The 14,885-nt window shown below is 64.6% G+C and carries 13 protein-coding genes; 5 read left to right on the top strand and 8 right to left on the bottom strand.

Annotated elements, in window-relative coordinates; translation table 11 throughout:
• The first annotated feature begins 85 nt into the window (after window positions 1-85).
• Entirely contained in the window at window positions 86-3,223 is a 3,138-nt protein-coding gene (locus FME68_RS07405; protein WP_158396986.1) for an error-prone DNA polymerase, read from the top strand.
• Between the two features lie 6 nt (window positions 3,224-3,229).
• Here the strand turns inward: FME68_RS07405 and FME68_RS07400 are convergent, their stop codons facing one another.
• Window positions 3,230-3,700: a hypothetical protein gene (locus FME68_RS07400; protein WP_070680499.1), complete on the bottom strand. Its 471-nt coding sequence runs from the start codon at window positions 3,698-3,700 to the stop codon at window positions 3,230-3,232.
• Window positions 3,701-3,707: 7 nt separating this feature from the next.
• Window positions 3,708-3,968 (bottom strand): helix-turn-helix transcriptional regulator, encoded by a 261-nt coding sequence (locus FME68_RS07395; protein ID WP_039673876.1) that lies wholly within the window; start codon window positions 3,966-3,968, stop codon window positions 3,708-3,710.
• 58 nt (window positions 3,969-4,026) lie between these two features.
• Between FME68_RS07395 and FME68_RS07390 the strand changes: the two genes are divergently transcribed.
• Both FME68_RS07390 and FME68_RS07385 read left to right on the top strand, forming a co-directional pair.
• Entirely contained in the window at window positions 4,027-4,476 is a 450-nt protein-coding gene (locus tag FME68_RS07390; protein ID WP_158396983.1) for a PH domain-containing protein, read from the top strand.
• On the top strand, window positions 4,473-5,960 hold the full coding sequence (locus tag FME68_RS07385; RefSeq protein ID WP_328287769.1) for a PH domain-containing protein: 1,488 nt from the start codon (window positions 4,473-4,475) through the stop codon (window positions 5,958-5,960). The genes FME68_RS07390 and FME68_RS07385 overlap by 4 nt, the downstream gene beginning before the upstream one ends.
• A 240-nt stretch (window positions 5,961-6,200) precedes the next feature.
• Here the strand turns inward: FME68_RS07385 and feoB are convergent, their stop codons facing one another.
• The 4 genes from feoB to FME68_RS07360 all read right to left on the bottom strand — a co-directional run bounded on the left by feoB (window position 6,201) and on the right by FME68_RS07360 (window position 10,914).
• Entirely contained in the window at window positions 6,201-8,135 is a 1,935-nt protein-coding gene (gene feoB, locus FME68_RS07375) for a ferrous iron transport protein B (protein WP_158396979.1), read from the bottom strand.
• 3 nt (window positions 8,136-8,138) lie between these two features.
• Window positions 8,139-8,387, bottom strand: coding sequence for a FeoA family protein (locus tag FME68_RS07370; RefSeq protein WP_328287768.1), 249 nt, complete (start codon window positions 8,385-8,387; stop codon window positions 8,139-8,141).
• A gap of 137 nt (window positions 8,388-8,524) precedes the next feature.
• Window positions 8,525-10,396, bottom strand: a complete 1,872-nt coding sequence (locus FME68_RS07365) for a pyruvate kinase (RefSeq protein ID WP_158396977.1) — start codon at window positions 10,394-10,396, stop codon at window positions 8,525-8,527.
• Between the two features lie 47 nt (window positions 10,397-10,443).
• Window positions 10,444-10,914 (bottom strand): tRNA (cytidine(34)-2'-O)-methyltransferase, encoded by a 471-nt coding sequence (locus FME68_RS07360; protein WP_158396975.1) that lies wholly within the window; start codon window positions 10,912-10,914, stop codon window positions 10,444-10,446.
• Between the two features lie 24 nt (window positions 10,915-10,938).
• On the opposite strand from FME68_RS07360, the gene FME68_RS07355 reads away from it, so the two are divergent.
• Together FME68_RS07355 and FME68_RS07350 are read left to right on the top strand one after the other, a co-directional pair.
• Entirely contained in the window at window positions 10,939-11,793 is an 855-nt protein-coding gene (locus FME68_RS07355) for a bifunctional methylenetetrahydrofolate dehydrogenase/methenyltetrahydrofolate cyclohydrolase (protein ID WP_102234241.1), read from the top strand.
• A gap of 162 nt (window positions 11,794-11,955) precedes the next feature.
• Entirely contained in the window at window positions 11,956-12,270 is a 315-nt protein-coding gene (locus tag FME68_RS07350; RefSeq protein WP_328287776.1) for a DUF3017 domain-containing protein, read from the top strand.
• A gap of 34 nt (window positions 12,271-12,304) precedes the next feature.
• Here the strand turns inward: FME68_RS07350 and metX are convergent, their stop codons facing one another.
• Together metX and FME68_RS07340 are read right to left on the bottom strand one after the other, a co-directional pair.
• Window positions 12,305-13,504 (bottom strand): homoserine O-acetyltransferase MetX, encoded by a 1,200-nt coding sequence (gene metX, locus FME68_RS07345; protein WP_230308932.1) that lies wholly within the window; start codon window positions 13,502-13,504, stop codon window positions 12,305-12,307.
• Window positions 13,452-14,771, bottom strand: coding sequence for an O-acetylhomoserine/O-acetylserine sulfhydrylase (locus FME68_RS07340; protein ID WP_158396973.1), 1,320 nt, complete (start codon window positions 14,769-14,771; stop codon window positions 13,452-13,454). Before FME68_RS07340 ends, metX begins: the two co-directional genes overlap by 53 nt.
• Window positions 14,772-14,885: the final 114 nt, after the last annotated feature.

Genomic DNA, 14,885 nt, shown 5'->3' with positions numbered 1-14,885 from the left:
AACGATTGAACCGCTTTGTCTATTCGGAGAATTGTTCAACGAAAACCTTGACTGGAACCTGTGTTCGAATATAGTGTGTGGGGCTATGAGATTCAATGGGGGTGAGGCGCTGCCGTGGTCCCGGGTGGAGAGGATTCTCTCTGGTCGCCCGGGGCCCGTCCCGGTCTCGGTGGACCACCTACCGCAGGCCACGGACGCGCCGAAGGTGGGGCATTCCGCCGTGCCTTTCGCCGAGCTGCATGCGGTGAGCTCCTATAGCTTTCTGTGTGGCGCTTCCGAGCCGGAGGGGCTCGTGGCGCGCGCCGTCGAACTGGGCCTGCGGGGGATTGCGCTGGTAGATCGGGATGGATTCTATGGTCTTATGAAGTTTGCGGAGGCCGCCGCCAAAGTTGGCCTGCCCGCGGTCTTCGGGGCGGAGCTCAGTCTCGACCCAGCTCCGCTGACCGTCCTGGCGCGCACCCCGGAGGGCTATCGGCGTCTATCTCGGCTTATCTCCCGCGCTCACATGGAGGCGGGGGAGAAGGGGGTCGTGTCCTATCCTTCCCTGCCGGAGATTGGTGCGCAGCTGCAGGACGAGTGCCTCTTCCTGGTGGGCTGGGAATGGGTAGAGCATTTCGATCTTTTGGTCGAGGGAATAAAAATAGACAGCATGGTTCTGGAGTATGCATGTACCCAGCTCCCGGAGGACGCGGACCACCACCTACTGTTGGATTCCTTGCCGGTTTCGCGCGCCATTGCCACTGCGCGCCCGGCTGCCGCCACGCGTGAACACGCGCGGTTGGCTGGAGCCAAACAAGCCCTGTCCAGACGCCTCGCGCTTGCCGACGCCTCCCCCAGCTCCCACCCCATGGGCTCGTCCTGGCTGCGCTCCGGGGAACAGATGGCGCGCCTGCTGCCTGAGCGCCCCGAGTTCATTGCCGAAACCGTCCGCGTCCTCGAGGAATGCAGCTTCACGTGGGAGGCGCTGGCCCCGAACCTGCCTGATTTCGACGTGCCGGAAGGCTATACCGAGATGTCCTGGCTGGAGCACCTCACCTTCGAGCGCGCGGCAGCGCGCTATGCCACGCGGCCTAAGGAGATTCGGGAGCGGGCGTGGGAGCAGATGCGGTATGAGCTGGGTGTGGTCAATCAGCTGGGCTTTCCCGGCTACTTCCTCATCGTGTGTGATCTCGTGGACTTTTGTAAACGGGAGAACATCCTGTGCCAGGGGCGCGGCTCGGCGGCGAATTCGGCGGTGTGCTTCGCGCTAGGGATTACGAATGCGGAGCCGATTTCCGCGGGACTGCTCTTTGAGCGCTTCCTCTCCCCGGACCGTGATGGCCCGCCGGATATCGACATCGATATTGAATCCGGCCGGCGCGAGGAAGTCATCCAGTACGTCTACGCCAAGCACGGCCGCGAGAAGGCGGCGCAGGTGGCCAACGTGATTACGTACCGCCGCAAAGGGGCGTTGCGGGATGCCGCCCGCGCGTTGGGCTACCCGCAGGGCTCGGCCGATGCCTGGTCGAAGGGCATTGCGCTCGCGCCTTCGGACGTTGAATGCTTGGCCGAGCAGTTTCTGGGTCAGCCGCGCCACCTGGGCATTCACTCCGGCGGCATGGTGCTGTGCGACCGGCCGATTGCGGATGTTGTGCCCGTGGAGTGGGCGCGCATGGAGAATCGTTCGGTGCTGCAATGGGATAAGGATGATTGCGCCGCGGCCGGGCTGGTGAAGTTCGACCTGCTGGGCCTGGGCATGCTCGAAGCGCTGCACCACATGATGGACTTGGTGGAGGAGAGCACCGGCCGGGTGGTCAACCTGTGGGAGCTGGACCTGGCTGACCCGGAAGTCTATGACATGCTCTGCCGCGCGGATGCAGTGGGCGTGTTCCAGGTGGAATCACGCGCGCAGCTGAGCACGCTGCCGAGGCTCAAGCCGCGGGTCTTCTTCGATCTCGTGGTGGAGGTCGCGCTCATCCGGCCGGGCCCCATCCAGGGCGGCTCGGTGCACCCCTACCTGCGCCGCCGCGATGGCAAGGAGCCGGTGACCTATGACCACCCGGTGCTGGAGAAGTCCCTGGGCAAGACACTGGGGATTCCGCTCTTTCAGGAGCAGCTCATGCAGATTGCGGTTGATGCCGCCGGGTTCAGCGGCGCGGAGGCGGATGACCTGCGGCGCGCGATGGGCTCGAAGCGCTCGCCGGCCAAGATGGCAGCGCTCAAGCAGCGCTTTTATGAGGGCTTGGAGGAAACCAACGGGATCGTCGGGGAGGTGGCGGATAAGTTGTGGGCCAAGATTGTGGCCTTCGCTGCTTATGGCTTCCCGGAGTCCCACTCGCAGTCTTTTGCTTCCTTGGTGTACTTTTCGGCGTGGTTTAAGCGCTATTACCCGGCGCAGTTTTGCGTGGGCCTGCTGCGCGCGCAGCCGATGGGCTTCTACTCGCCGCAGTCGCTTATTCAGGATGTCCGCCGCCACGGGGTGGAGGTGCTGCCGGTCAGCGTTAACGAGTCGGGCCGCGAGGCGCGCGTGGTGGTGGGCTCGGATGGTCAGGCGCGTATCCGCTTGGGGCTTAACCTCATCAAGGGGTTGGGTGATAAGGCCGCCGATCGCATTGAAGCGGCCGCGCCGTTTGGCGACGTCCCCGATCTCTCCCGCCGCGCCGACCTCACCGTCGATCACGTGGAGGCCCTCGCGGTGGCGGGGGCCTTGGATGTCTTTGGCGTGGACCGCCGCCAGGCGCTGTGGCAGGCGGGCGTGGCCGCAACAGAACGGGCGGGGATGTTGCCAGGGCTTTCGGCGATTGAGGCGCCGTCTTTGCCGGGGATGAGCGCCTTTGAGCTCATGGCGGCGGACGTGGCAAGCACCGGCGTGACCCACAACCAGCAGCCGATGGAGCAGGTCCGCGGGGAATTGCAGGCCCGCGGCATCCTATCCGCGGCGGATTTGCCGGCAGTGGAGGATGGCACCCGCGTGCGCATCGCCGGGGTGGTCACGCACCGCCAGCGCCCGCAGACAGCGGGCGGGGTGGTCTTTTTTGGTTTGGAGGATGAGACCGGGTTGATGAACGTGATGGTCACGCCAGGCCTGTGGGCCCGGGATAAAGTCACCGCGCGAACAGCGCCCGCGCTCATCGTGCGCGGCATCGTGCAGAACGCCTCCGGGGCGGTCACCGTTGCTGCGGACCAGCTGGAGCCGTTGGCCTTCGGCGAGGCGCTCTCACGCGGCTCGCGGGATTTTCGCTAGGGGTGCTTATTCCTTTGAAATGAGCTCGTCGCGGTTCATCTTTCCTGCCAGGGAACGCGCCACAGAGAAGGGCACCCACACCATGAGCAGCAGGATGATCTTGAGGTAGAGCTGGGATACGAATACTCCATCCATGATGGGCATGGTTCGGGCACCCCAGGCGATAAGGCCAGTCACTGGCAGCAAGATGACGAGTGCTGCGAGGGAGAATTTGAGGCCGTCGTCGCGGGCCTCAAGGTGCTGCTGCATCTGGTACTCATCAAGTTCCGTCGTGGGCAGGTCAGCGGCACCAATCGTTGCGCGCAGGCGAGCGGTCATCAACGCGCACAGCAAAGTTCCAAGGGCGGCCACCATGAGTGAGGTAAAGGCGCTCCAGAACTGCAGGGGAATGGAAGCGATGATGAGGGCGGTGGACAGGTCGGTCAGGGTGATGTAGCGCTTGCGGGTCTTAACGGAATCGGGAATAGAGGCGGACATGTGTGGTTTAGTCCTTTCGGTAGATTTCGGAGGACATGGGGGTGAATTCGGTCCGGGAGAACACGGCTTCCACGGGTAGATTGAAAACTTCGCAGATGTTGAAGGCGAGGTCCAAGCTGGGGGAGTGGTCGCCGCGCTCGAGAGCGCCGATGGTTTGGGGGTTGACCCCGATGGCGTCGGCAAGCTGTGCGCGCGTCATGTCCCGTTCAACGCGGAGCACGCGGACCCGGTTAAATAGTGGGCGGGTTGGCTTTTTCTTTGGGGACATGCACCACAGTGTTGTATAAACACAACGACTTGTCAAGGGTTCGTGTTAAAGTGGCGGCATGAATCCCGTATCCCCGTCACTCACTAAAGCCCGCTACATCTCGCGCTTGAGCTGGGACGTCATCCTTGCCGCCCTGGCGGCCGCGGCGGCGTATTTCTGGTGGGATTGGCTCTATTGGGTCGCCGGAGCGCTCGTTGCGTGGGCGCTCTATCAGCTCTGGCTCATCCCCGCGCAGGTCAAAAACCTAGGCTGGCAGGAAACCGCCGACGAATTGCTCGTCACCCGCGGGAAAATCTGGCACACCTTCACCGTCGTGCCCTATGGCCGCATCCAATTCGTCGACGTCACCGCCGGCCCCGTCGAGCGGGCGATGGGGCTGAAGAAGGTGAAGCTGCACACGGCGTCGCCCAGCAGCGACGCCACCATCCCCGGCCTCCTTGCTGCCGACGCCGACGCCCTGCGCGAGCGCCTCGCCGTCAAGGCACGTGAGAGGATGAGTGGGCTGTGAAGGACCGCGCGCTTGTCGACGCCGACGGCTACACCCGCGTCCACCGCCTCACCCCGCTGCTGCGCTTTTGGTCGCTGATCCTGGCGCTGGTGGCCATTTTCGCGGTGAATATCAACGCCTCCATGATTTCTGATGTGGTGTCTTACCTACAGGGCGGCAACCTCGGCGAGGTTGGCCGTGGCACACTGCTAGGCGTTGGCGGTTTCGTGCTGTTGTGTGCGGTGATTTGGCTGGTCTCCGGAATCTGGTGGCGCAAGCTGGGATATAAGCTCACGGAGGATGAAATCGCTCTGCGGCACGGGGCTATCTCGACGTCTTTTCGTTCCGCGCGCTATGAGCGCATCCAGGCAGTGGACGTGGTGGAATCCATCATCGCGCGCCTGTTGGGATTGGCGGCGGTGCGCGTGGAAACCGCCGGTGGTACGTCCTCGGTGATCAAAATTGAGTACCTGTCCAAGGCGAAAGCGGAAGAGCTGCGCGCTGAGCTGTTGCGACGCACGAACGGTGGACCGGCGGAGGAGCCAGGACGGCCGGCAGAGGAAGCCCCTGCCGCTTTGATCCCGGCCATTCCCATCCTGCGCACGATTGCCGCCGAGGCTCTGCGCCTACCCACGCTGATTACCGCGCTGGTCCTCGGCGGCTTGCTCTTCATCCCCGGGATGTGGACCGCGCTGCTGCCCATCATTGTGGGTTTCGTGGGGCGCGTGTGGGGGCTGGTAGATTCCTCCTGGAAATTCACCGCGCTTCACGACGTCCCCGCCAACGCCCTCAACGTCTCCTATGGCCTTGCCGACCGCCGCCGCCAGACCATCCGCATCAGCCGCATCCACGGCGTGCGGGTGAGCCAGCCTTTCCTGTGGCGGCGCTTCGGCTGGTACGAAGTAAACGTGTCGGTGGCCGGCTACGGCGCTAAGGGCAGTGGCAAGCAATCTGGTTCTACGCGCATCCTGCCGGTGGGCACCCGCGAGCAGGCGCTGGAGCTTTTAGAGCTCATCTCCGATCTGGATCGTGCGCAGATTGAGGATTTCGCACGCCCCGAAGGACACACCCAGCCCACATACACTTCCCCGCGCCGGGCCTCGTGGGTCAGTCCCATCGACCGTAAGCAGCAGTCGGTAACGCTGGTGGAGTCGCCTCAGCCCGTGACGATCGTGCACCGCGGCCGCATTAACCGCCGCGTCATGGTGATTGGAACCCCGCACATCCAGGAGCTCACGCTGAAAGTGGGGCCGTTGGGGCACCTTGCGGGCGTGCGGACCGTGCGCTTCGACCTCGTGGCTGGCCCCGTGAAGATGGCTGGCCAAGACCTCACGCCTGCCGACGCCTCCGAGCTCCTCACCCGCCTGCGCTCCCGCCGCCTGCCTGCCATGGAAGCCGCGCTAAGTCCCATGGACTCATCCGTCAACATCTCACAGGTTGACCCGCGGCAAAACCCACGTGAAGACTCCCGTGACAGCGCGGTTAGGGGCAGCGACGAAGCTTAAGCAGCACCGGCCCGCGAGTGTTGCTGGGGCCGGCACAGGCCGAGGCCGCCGAGCAGGACCCACAACCGCCCGCGGGGCAGGAGCCGAGTGGCTCCATATCGAGCACCCCGCTGGCGGTGAGGTGATCCAGAATCACATCGACTGTCCCGGGCTCGAGCCCCGTCTCGGCAGCGATGGCCGCCCGCGAGCGCACGCCGGATTCGATGGCTTCCTGCACGGCCTGGATGGGGGAGGCAGGCATTAGATAAACACTTTCAACATCTGGAAGGCAGCCACGGCCAGCACCCACGCCGTGGCCAGCTGGACGCCGAAGCCGAAGAGCGTCCAGCGCCAGCCAATCTCGCGGCGCTGCGCGGCAATCGTGGCCACGCAGGGCGTGTAGGCCAGCAGGAAGAGCATGTAGGCCCACACCGCGGCGAGGGGATGACCGCCAGAAGCCTGCTCGAAGTCCGCGCGCACGTGATCGCTGAGCGGGCTGTGGGATTGTTCCTCCGCGGAGGCGTCGGTGACATCCTCGACCGCGTAGGTCTGCGCCCACGTGGAAATCAGCGCCTCCTTGGCCACGAAACCAGTGACTAGCGGACCCGCCAGGGACCACGAGTCGAAGCCAGCCGGGGCAAAGGCTGGAGCGATGGCGTGCGCGACCGCCCCGTAGGCCGAATCCTCCGGCGCCGGCGGTTCTCCCCAGGAGGAGTCCTGGACCGCCGCACCCACCGGGATGGCCATGAGCAGCCACACCACGACCACGGTGCTCACGATGATGCCACCGGCCGTCTGCAAGAAGCCCTTCAAGCGCGTCCACATCACGCTCAGTGCTAGGCGCACGGTGGGCAGCTGGTACGTCGGCAAATCAATAACCAGTGCCTCTTCCGGAACCGCGCGCCACAGCGTCTTGCGCAGCGCCAAGCCCACCAGCACGAGCAGCGCGATGGAAATGACGTACATGATGAACACCACGCTGCCAGCATGCTCCGGGAAGAACGTGGCCGAGAGCATGACGAAGACCACCAAGCGCGCCGAGCACGAGGTAAACGGGATGAGCAGCGCGGTCATGATGCGATGCCGCGGGCTGCCCAGCACGCGCGTGGCCGAGATCGCCGGCACGTTGCAGCCAAAGCCCACGACGATGGGGATGAAAGCCTTGCCCGGCAGACCGATGGCCCGCATAAGACGATCTGTGACTACCGCCGCACGTGCCATATAGCCGGAATCCTCCAACACCGCCAAGCACAAAAACATCAGCGCCATGAGCGGGGCGAAGGTGAGGACCATGCCGACGCCGCCGATAAGGCCGTCGACAAGCAGGCCCGTGATGAGTGGGTGGCCCAGGCCGATGGCCTCAAGCCCCGCCCGCGCCCAGTCACTCAAAGGCCCAGAAACCAGCGCCTCCAACCCATCTTGGAGGGGAGCGGCCACCGTGGTGGTGATCTGGAAGACCACCCACATCACGGCCAGAAACAGCAGCGGTCCCACCACCGGGTGAAGGGCTACCGCATCGAGGCGGTGGGAGAGGGGCGTGGCGTGCTCGACCTCGCTCACCGAGGCCTTCGCCGCCGCATCCAACTCCGCGAAGCGGGCCTCCAAACCTGCGTCCTCGCGCAGCTGCACGGGCTCAGCCGCCAGAGAATGAACAACAACCTCTCGCAGCTTCTCGACGCCCTCCCGCTTACGCCCATCAACCACCACCACCGGGATGGAGGTGGCTTCAGCGAGCGCAACGGGGTCCACCGTTTGGCCCTGGTTAAGGGCCACGTCGGTCTTCGTTAGCGCGATAATGAGGCGGTAGGGCTGCTCCGCCAACTGGAGGGCCACGTTGAGGCCGCGCGCCACGGCACTGGCATCGACGACCACGACGACGGCGTCGGGGCGCTCATCATCTGGGCAATCGATGAGCATGGCGCGGGTCAGCGCCTCATCGGGGCTGAGCGGGTCGAGTGAGTAGGTGCCGGGAAAATCGATGAGATCGGCGGTTGCGTCACCGATCTTCCACGCACCGCGGCTGACCTCAACCGTGGTTCCCGGCCAGTTGCCGGTCTGCGCCTTCGCGCCGGTCAGGGCGTTAAAGAGAGTGGACTTGCCAGAGTTGGGGGAGCCAACGAGCGCGATGATGGGCGCGCCAGCAGGGGCTACCGCGCCGCCCGGATCGCCGTGACAGCTGGGTTTCGTGGTGGACATGGCTTAGACCTCGATGGCCTGCAGTGTCGCCTTATCGATGGCGTAGCGGCAGCTGCCCACCGAGACAACACGCGCGCCACCGGCCACGCGCGGGCCCAGCGTTAGCGTGGCGCCGGGGCGGATACCCAGCTCACCGAGGCGCACCGCCAGTGCGGCGTCGCAGGTGCAGGAGATGCACTCGTCTCTCAGGGTGATGGTGCACCCCGTGGGGATAGCGTCGGCGGTTTGTCGCGGGCACTCAGATAACTTCACGGTGAGCCCTCTTCCTTAAATAAGCACTACCGAATAAGCATTACCTTTATAGGGTACCCTTAGTAAATATAGGTCCGTCTAGGTTTTGTGGCTATCTCTTAGGTGATCCTCACCACGCGGCGCAGTTGCACCACGGATTAAGCGAGTGGATTGGTCCAGCTGCTCACCTGGCGCAGCCTCTGGCGATTCTTCAGCCGCGATTGGCCTAGCTTGCGGGACATGCGGTCCAGAATCTGGATGGCCTCCGTGATGTGCGGCCCCTTGTTGAGCATCACGCACTCCGCGCGCAGCGCATAGCCAGCGTCCGTGATTTCCGCGCGGGAGGGAAGCCCGGTCTTGGCTAGGGTCTCCAGAACCTGCGTGGCCATGATGACCGGGATGTGGGCCGCCTCCGCGACCTTCATGATGCGCCCCGGCACCTGGACCATCTCCTCGAATCCCAACTCCACGGCCAAGTCACCGCGCGCAATCATGATGCCGAACTTGGCGTGCCGCATCCCCTCCAGCAACACACTTCCCAGCTGCTCATAAGCCGGAACCGTCTCAATCTTGAGCACGATGCCTAGGTCACGCACGCGCTGCGCCATCTCCTCCGAATCTTGTTCGGCGGCAATCGCCTCGAGCGTGTCATAGAGGAAGGCCACATCAGCTGGAGTGCGGATGAAGGAGACCGCCGCGATATCGCAGTGCGTGGCCACAAAACGCAGCGCTTCGATGTCTTCCTCGGTGAGGCTGGGCAGCGGGACGTCAGTATCCGGCAGGTTGATTCCCTTATAAGCGGCCAGGTTGGTGCCGGTGGGCCCGGCGTGCTCCACGGTGATGACAGCCTCGCGCTCAGCGCCGTTGTCCCGCACCTCGCGGACGCGGCCGGAGATCGCGCCATCATCGAAAATCACCCGGTGCCCCACTTTGAGCGCGCCAACCACCTCCGGCAGCGTGCACCCAATCGTGGTCACCTCGCCCTCGACGATGCGCGCCGGCTCCTGCGAAGTGCTCAGCACCAACTCCTCGGCGCGGTGCAGGCGAATCTTCTGCTCCAGTGCCGGAACCCCATGCACCTGCGTGGTGTCCCCGCCGTGGCTCAACACCGTTCCCTCGGCGAGGTAGCAGTTGCGATCACCGTGCAGCACCGCCACGCCTGCTTCCGCGCTCTCCACGGTGAACACACGCGAGCGCCCGCGCGCTTCCGTGAAGCGCACCTCGCTGCCGGGGTGCAGGCGCGCCAACCACTCGTCATCCACCTCCAGCGCTACCGCCGGGCGGGCCGCGCTTGGCGACGCCTCCCCCGCCACCCCGTGGGCGCGGGTAGAGGAGGGGGCGTCGTGAAGCACGAGCGTTGCTGGGCTCAGCAGCTCGCCCGCAGCGGTGCGCTCGCCGCGCACGCGAATGACCTGCGGACCCGGCTCGATGCTGCCGGTGCGGACCTTGGGGCCAGCAATATCGCAGGAAATCAGAATCTCGCGCCCCACCTCTTCAGCGGCGCGGTGGACGTGCTCCACCATCTTTGTCCACGCCGCCTGGTCATCGTGCGCACAGTTGATGCGGGCTAACTCCATGCCCGCGCGGGCGAAACCGAGGACCAGTTCATAATCCTCCGCGGCCTCAGCAGGAAGAGTCACCATGATGCGCGCGTGCGTGTCCTCCTGGGTAGGGCCGAGGAGGACTTCGGTGTTGGCGTCGAGGATATCGTCCGCGTCAGCATAAGCCGTGGCGATGGGCTGCACAGGATAGGTTGGCGCGTGGCCATCGAAGGCGTCGAGCACGTTGCGCGCGGCGTGGAGGCGCTCAAGCACTGCGGGCTCCGGGTGGCTGAGGCTCGTGGCGCCCAACGCCGTGAGGCCTTCCTGGAGTTCGACGGCGTCTTGGGAGCGCAATTCCATGTAGCGCACGAGGTTGACCGCGCCGGGGCGGTGGATGGGATCCACGCGCGCGATCTGCGTGGCGTGGGCGGCAGACGAAGCTTCGACGCGGGTAATGAGGGAATCAAGCAGTGGGCGCAGGCTAGGCAAGGTGTCTCCTTCGGTGTGAAAGTCCACCCATATTGTGCCGCGACTTGTTAGACCGCGCCACGAAAGCCGAGCTGCCGCCAGGCTTCATACACGGCTGTCGACGCCGCGTTGGATAGATTCATCGAGCGCCGCGCCGGCATCATGGGAATGCGCACGCGCTCCGTTACCCGCGGGTGGAAGGCGTGCTCCTCCGGCAGGCCGGTGGGTTCGGTACCGAAGAGGAGGACATCGCCCTCCTGGTATTTCACGTCGGTAAACCACTTATCCGTGTGGGTAGTAAAGGCGAAAACCCGCGCGCCGGGCAGTGCCTCCATGCAGGCGTCGAAGTCCTTGTGGATCTTGAGGTCCGCCAGGTCGTGGTAGTCCAAGCCTGCGCGCTTGAGGTGCTTGTCCTCGAAGTTGAAGCCGAGCGGCTCGATGAGGTGCAGGCTCGCGCCCGTGACGGCGGCGGTGCGAATCGCATTGCCGGTGTTGGTAGGGATCACGGGGTTGTCGAAGACGATGTGCAAGCTGCTCATAGGCATCAGTCTAGGATGGTGTGCATGAGCGCTACCAAACTAGATGGCAACTTGTACCGCGACGAGATTTTTGAGGACCTGGCCCAGCGCGTGGCCGCCCTCAAAGAGAAGGGGCTTACCCCGGGCCTGGCTACGGTCTTGGTGGGCGATGATCCGGGTTCGCATTCCTACGTGAAGATGAAGCACCGCGATTGCGAGAAGCTCGGCATCAATTCGATTCGCAAGGACCTGCCTGCCGACGTCTCCCAGGAGGAGCTGGAGCGCGTCATCGAGGAACTCAACAATGATGATGCCTGCACCGGCTACATCGTGCAGCTGCCGCTGCCGAAGCACCTGGATGAAAATCGCGTGCTCGAGCTCATCGATCCGGCCAAGGACGCTGATGGCCTGCACCCGATCAACCTGGGCAAGCTGGTGCTCAACGAGGAAGCCCCGTTGCCGTGCACGCCGAACGGTTGCATCCACCTGCTGCGCCGCTTCGGCGTGGAGCTTGATGGTGCCAAGGTCGTGGTCATTGGCCGCGGCGTGACCGTGGGCCGCCCGATTGGTCTGATGCTCACCCGCCGCAGCGAAAACTCCACGGTGACGCTGTGCCACACTGGCACCAAGGACCTCGCTGCGGAGACCCGTGAGGCCGATGTCATTATCGCGGCAGCCGGCAAGGCACACATGCTCACCGCCGACATGGTCAAGGAAGGTGCTGCGGTTCTCGACGTCGGCGTGTCCCGCGTTGACGGCAAACTCGCCGGCGACGTGGCCGAGGACGTCTGGGAGAAGGCCGGCTACGTCTCCCCGAACCCGGGCGGCGTGGGGCCACTGACGCGCGCATTCCTGGTCAGCAATATCGTCGAGCGCGCCGAAAAGCTTGCCGCTCACTAACGGCGCAACACGAACGCCCAAGCAATGAGCATGTCCCCACAATCAGAAGGAAGCCCGCAGCACCGAGCACAACGAATGCCCCGGCGCCCAGCTCAGGGTCCTGTTCAAGGCCAGCCTCAAAGCCAGACTGAAAGCCAAGCCCGTGGGAAAACCGCGCCGCCGGTGTCCTTGGCCAATCCCCACGACGCGCACCTGAAGCCCTCGGCGCTGCCGCCGGCTCTCCAGTGGTTGGCCATCGGCTTGTTCGTGGCGGCGGTTGTGGTGTCGGGTTTCTATGCCGTGTTTGAGCACTGGCGCCGAGCCACGCTGTTGTTGGGCGGGGCGCTGGTGTGGCTCACGGTGGTCCGCTTGACCTGCGACTCCTCGCGGGTCGGCGTGCTAGCGGTCCGCTCCCGGCGCTTCGATGCCTGCTTTACAGGCATCTTGGGCGCGGCGATGGTGTTCATGGCCTTTTCCATCGACGCGCTGGGATCGTGAAGCGTGTGGCTCCTGAAAAGAGCCACACAGCTCTCTAGATGTAGTATTCGTCACCGACGTACGCAGGGCCCACATCGAGGCCATTCGGCGCGGAGAGCAGCAGGAAGTTGCGCAGGATGCGGTTCATCTGCCGGGTCTCCGTTAGGAAGGCGTCGTGGCCCACGGGGGAGACAATCTTGGCCATCGCCAGCAGGTGGTTGACGTTGCGGGAGATATGCTCCTGCTGGTGATAGGGGTAGAGGATATCCGTGTCCACACCCACGACCATCGTCGGTACCTGGGAGGCGGCCAGTGCTTTGATGAGCCCGCCGCGCCCGCGGCCGACGTCATGCCGGTTCAACGCCTCCGTGAGCACCACATAGGAACCCGCATCGAAGCGCTCGGTGAGTTTCGCCCCCTGGTAATCCAGGTAGGAGTTCACCGCGAAACGCTGGTTGAGCTCCCGGTGCGGCCCCAGCGGGTTCTCGCCCTGCTGCGGCTGGGCGCCGAAGCGTTCATCGATCTCCTGCTCGCCGCGATACGTCAAGTGCGCAATGCGGCGCGCCGCTGCCAGACCATCCCGCGGGGTCTTATCGGTCAGGTAGTAATTTCCGCCATGCCAAAACGGGTCGCGCTCGATGGCAGAAATCTGCGCGGATTGGATGCCAATCTGCCAGCCCGAAGCCCGGGCAGACACCGCAATCACACACACCGCGGACACGCTTTCCGGGTGCAGCAAGCTCCACTCCAGCGTGCGCGCGCCGCCCATCGAGCCACCGAGCACCGCGTGCACACGCGAAATACCCAGCTGCGTCAAGCAGTCGTGCTCGGCTTCCACCAAGTCCCGAATCGACAGCGCTGGGAAGCGCCCGCCCCACGGCTTTCCATCCGGGTGCAGTGACTTCGGCCCCGTCGAGCCGTTGCAGCCACCCAGCGCATTGGTCGCGATAACGCACCAGCGCGTGGTGTCCAGGGCCTTGCCCGGGCCCACCAGGTCGGACCACCAGTCCGCCACATTGGAATCCCCGGTCAGCGCGTGCTCAACCACCAAGACATTGTTGACGCCGTCCGGGTCGCCGGCGAAAGCGCCCCAGCGTTGGTAGGCCACGTGGGCGTCGGCAAGCACGGCGCCTGCTTCCGTGGTGAAGTCACCGATGGGGACGACGGCGAGCTCGCCTTCGGGCGCGAGTTCCGGGATGGCGCTAACCAATGGCCGCGAACCCACGCTCGAGGTCGGCGATGATGTCGTTGACATCCTCGATGCCCACCGACAGGCGCACCGTGGCCTGCGTAATGCCCGCGGCCTTGAGAGCGGCCTCGTCGGACTGCGAGTGCGTGGTGGTCGCCGGGTGCACCACCAGGGAGCGGGTATCGCCGATGTTGGCCAGGTTAGAGTGCAGCTTCAGCGCATCGATGAACGCCCAGGCCTCTTCGCGACCGCCGTCGATGTCGAAGGAGAGCACGGAGCCGGTGTAGGCGTAACCGAGCTTCTCCTTGGTGGCATTGTACGGCGAGGACTCCAGGCCGGCGTAGTTGACCTTCGTGACCTTGGCGTGGGACTCCAGGTACTCAGCCACGGCCTGGGCGTTGGCATTGTGCTTCTCGACGCGCAACTGCAACGTCTCAATGCCATTCAGCGTCAGCCAGGCGTTGAAGGGGGAGATGGCGGCACCGGTATCGCGCAGCAGGCCCGCACGCGCCTTGATGGCGAAGGCCGGTGCGCCCAGGTCGGCGTACTTGAGGCCATGGTAAGCCTCGTCCGGGGTGACGAAGTAGGGGAAGACGGGCTCGCCGTCGCGCTCGACGGTCCAATCGAAGGAGCCGCCGTCGATGATGGCGCCGCCGATGGCGGAGCCGTTGCCGGTATAGAACTTGGTGGTGGAGACGACGACGATGTCCGCGCCCAGCTCCAGCGGGCGGGCGAGCGCGCCGGTGGCGATGGTGTTATCCACGATGAGCGGGACCTGGTTCTTGTGGGCTACCTCGGCGATGGCAGGGATGTCGAGAACATCGGCGACTGGGTTGCCGAAGGTCTCGCCGTAAAAAGCCTTCGTGTTTGGCTGGACGGCGTCCTGCCAGGAGGCCGGGTCATCCGGGTTCTCGACGAGGGTGACGTCAATGCCGAGGCGCTTCAAGGTAACGGTAAACAGTGTGGAGGTGCCGCCGTAGAGGCGCGGGGAGGTCACGATATGGTCGCCGGCGGAAGCCAGGTTCAGGATGGCCGCGGTCTCGGCGGCCTGGCCGGAGGCGAAAGCCACTGCGGCAACGCCGCCCTCGAGGGAAGCGAGGCGCTCCTCCAGTGCGTCCTGGGTGGGGTTGGTCAGGCGGGTATAAATCGGGCCAGCATCCGAGAGATTGAAGCGGTTGGCGGCGTGCTCGGCGTCGTTGAAGACATACGAGGTGGTTTGGTAAATCGGAACGTTGCGTGCGTTGGTGGAGCCGTCCAGGTTCTGTCCGGCGTGGAGGGCGCGGGTCGCGAACGACCACTCGTTGACTTCGGAATTATCGTATTTGGTGCTCATGCCACAAAGGCTAGACCAAGCGGTTCAGTGCCGTTAGTGGCTTTGTGGAAACCGCAGGCAAGACCGAGAATAAAAATAGACCGAGCGGTTGGTTCGGTGGCTGTGCGCGTTGTA

The organism is Corynebacterium hiratae (assembly GCF_009708045.1).
GTDB classification, from domain to species: Bacteria; Actinomycetota; Actinomycetes; order Mycobacteriales; family Mycobacteriaceae; genus Corynebacterium; species Corynebacterium hiratae.
The sequence above is the reverse complement of the archived record's forward strand: the minus strand, read 5'-3'. Positions and strand labels throughout refer to the sequence as shown.

What these genes read in the sequence shown, in the direction of transcription:
- feoB (WP_158396979.1), bottom strand. Translation starts at nt 8,135, where the DNA reads ATGTCCACCACGAAACCCAGCTGTCACGGCGATCCGGGCGGCGCGGTA.
- FME68_RS07395 (WP_039673876.1), bottom strand. Translation starts at nt 3,968, where the DNA reads ATGTCCCCAAAGAAAAAGCCAACCCGCCCACTATTTAACCGGGTCCGC.
- FME68_RS07390 (WP_158396983.1), top strand. Translation starts at nt 4,027, where the DNA reads ATGAATCCCGTATCCCCGTCACTCACTAAAGCCCGCTACATCTCGCGC.
- FME68_RS07400 (WP_070680499.1), bottom strand. Translation starts at nt 3,700, where the DNA reads ATGTCCGCCTCTATTCCCGATTCCGTTAAGACCCGCAAGCGCTACATC.
- FME68_RS07355 (WP_102234241.1), top strand. Translation starts at nt 10,939, where the DNA reads ATGAGCGCTACCAAACTAGATGGCAACTTGTACCGCGACGAGATTTTT.
- FME68_RS07405 (WP_158396986.1), top strand. Translation starts at nt 86, where the DNA reads ATGAGATTCAATGGGGGTGAGGCGCTGCCGTGGTCCCGGGTGGAGAGG.
- FME68_RS07360 (WP_158396975.1), bottom strand. Translation starts at nt 10,914, where the DNA reads ATGAGCAGCTTGCACATCGTCTTCGACAACCCCGTGATCCCTACCAAC.
- metX (WP_230308932.1), bottom strand. Translation starts at nt 13,504, where the DNA reads ATGTCAACGACATCATCGCCGACCTCGAGCGTGGGTTCGCGGCCATTG.
- FME68_RS07340 (WP_158396973.1), bottom strand. Translation starts at nt 14,771, where the DNA reads ATGAGCACCAAATACGATAATTCCGAAGTCAACGAGTGGTCGTTCGCG.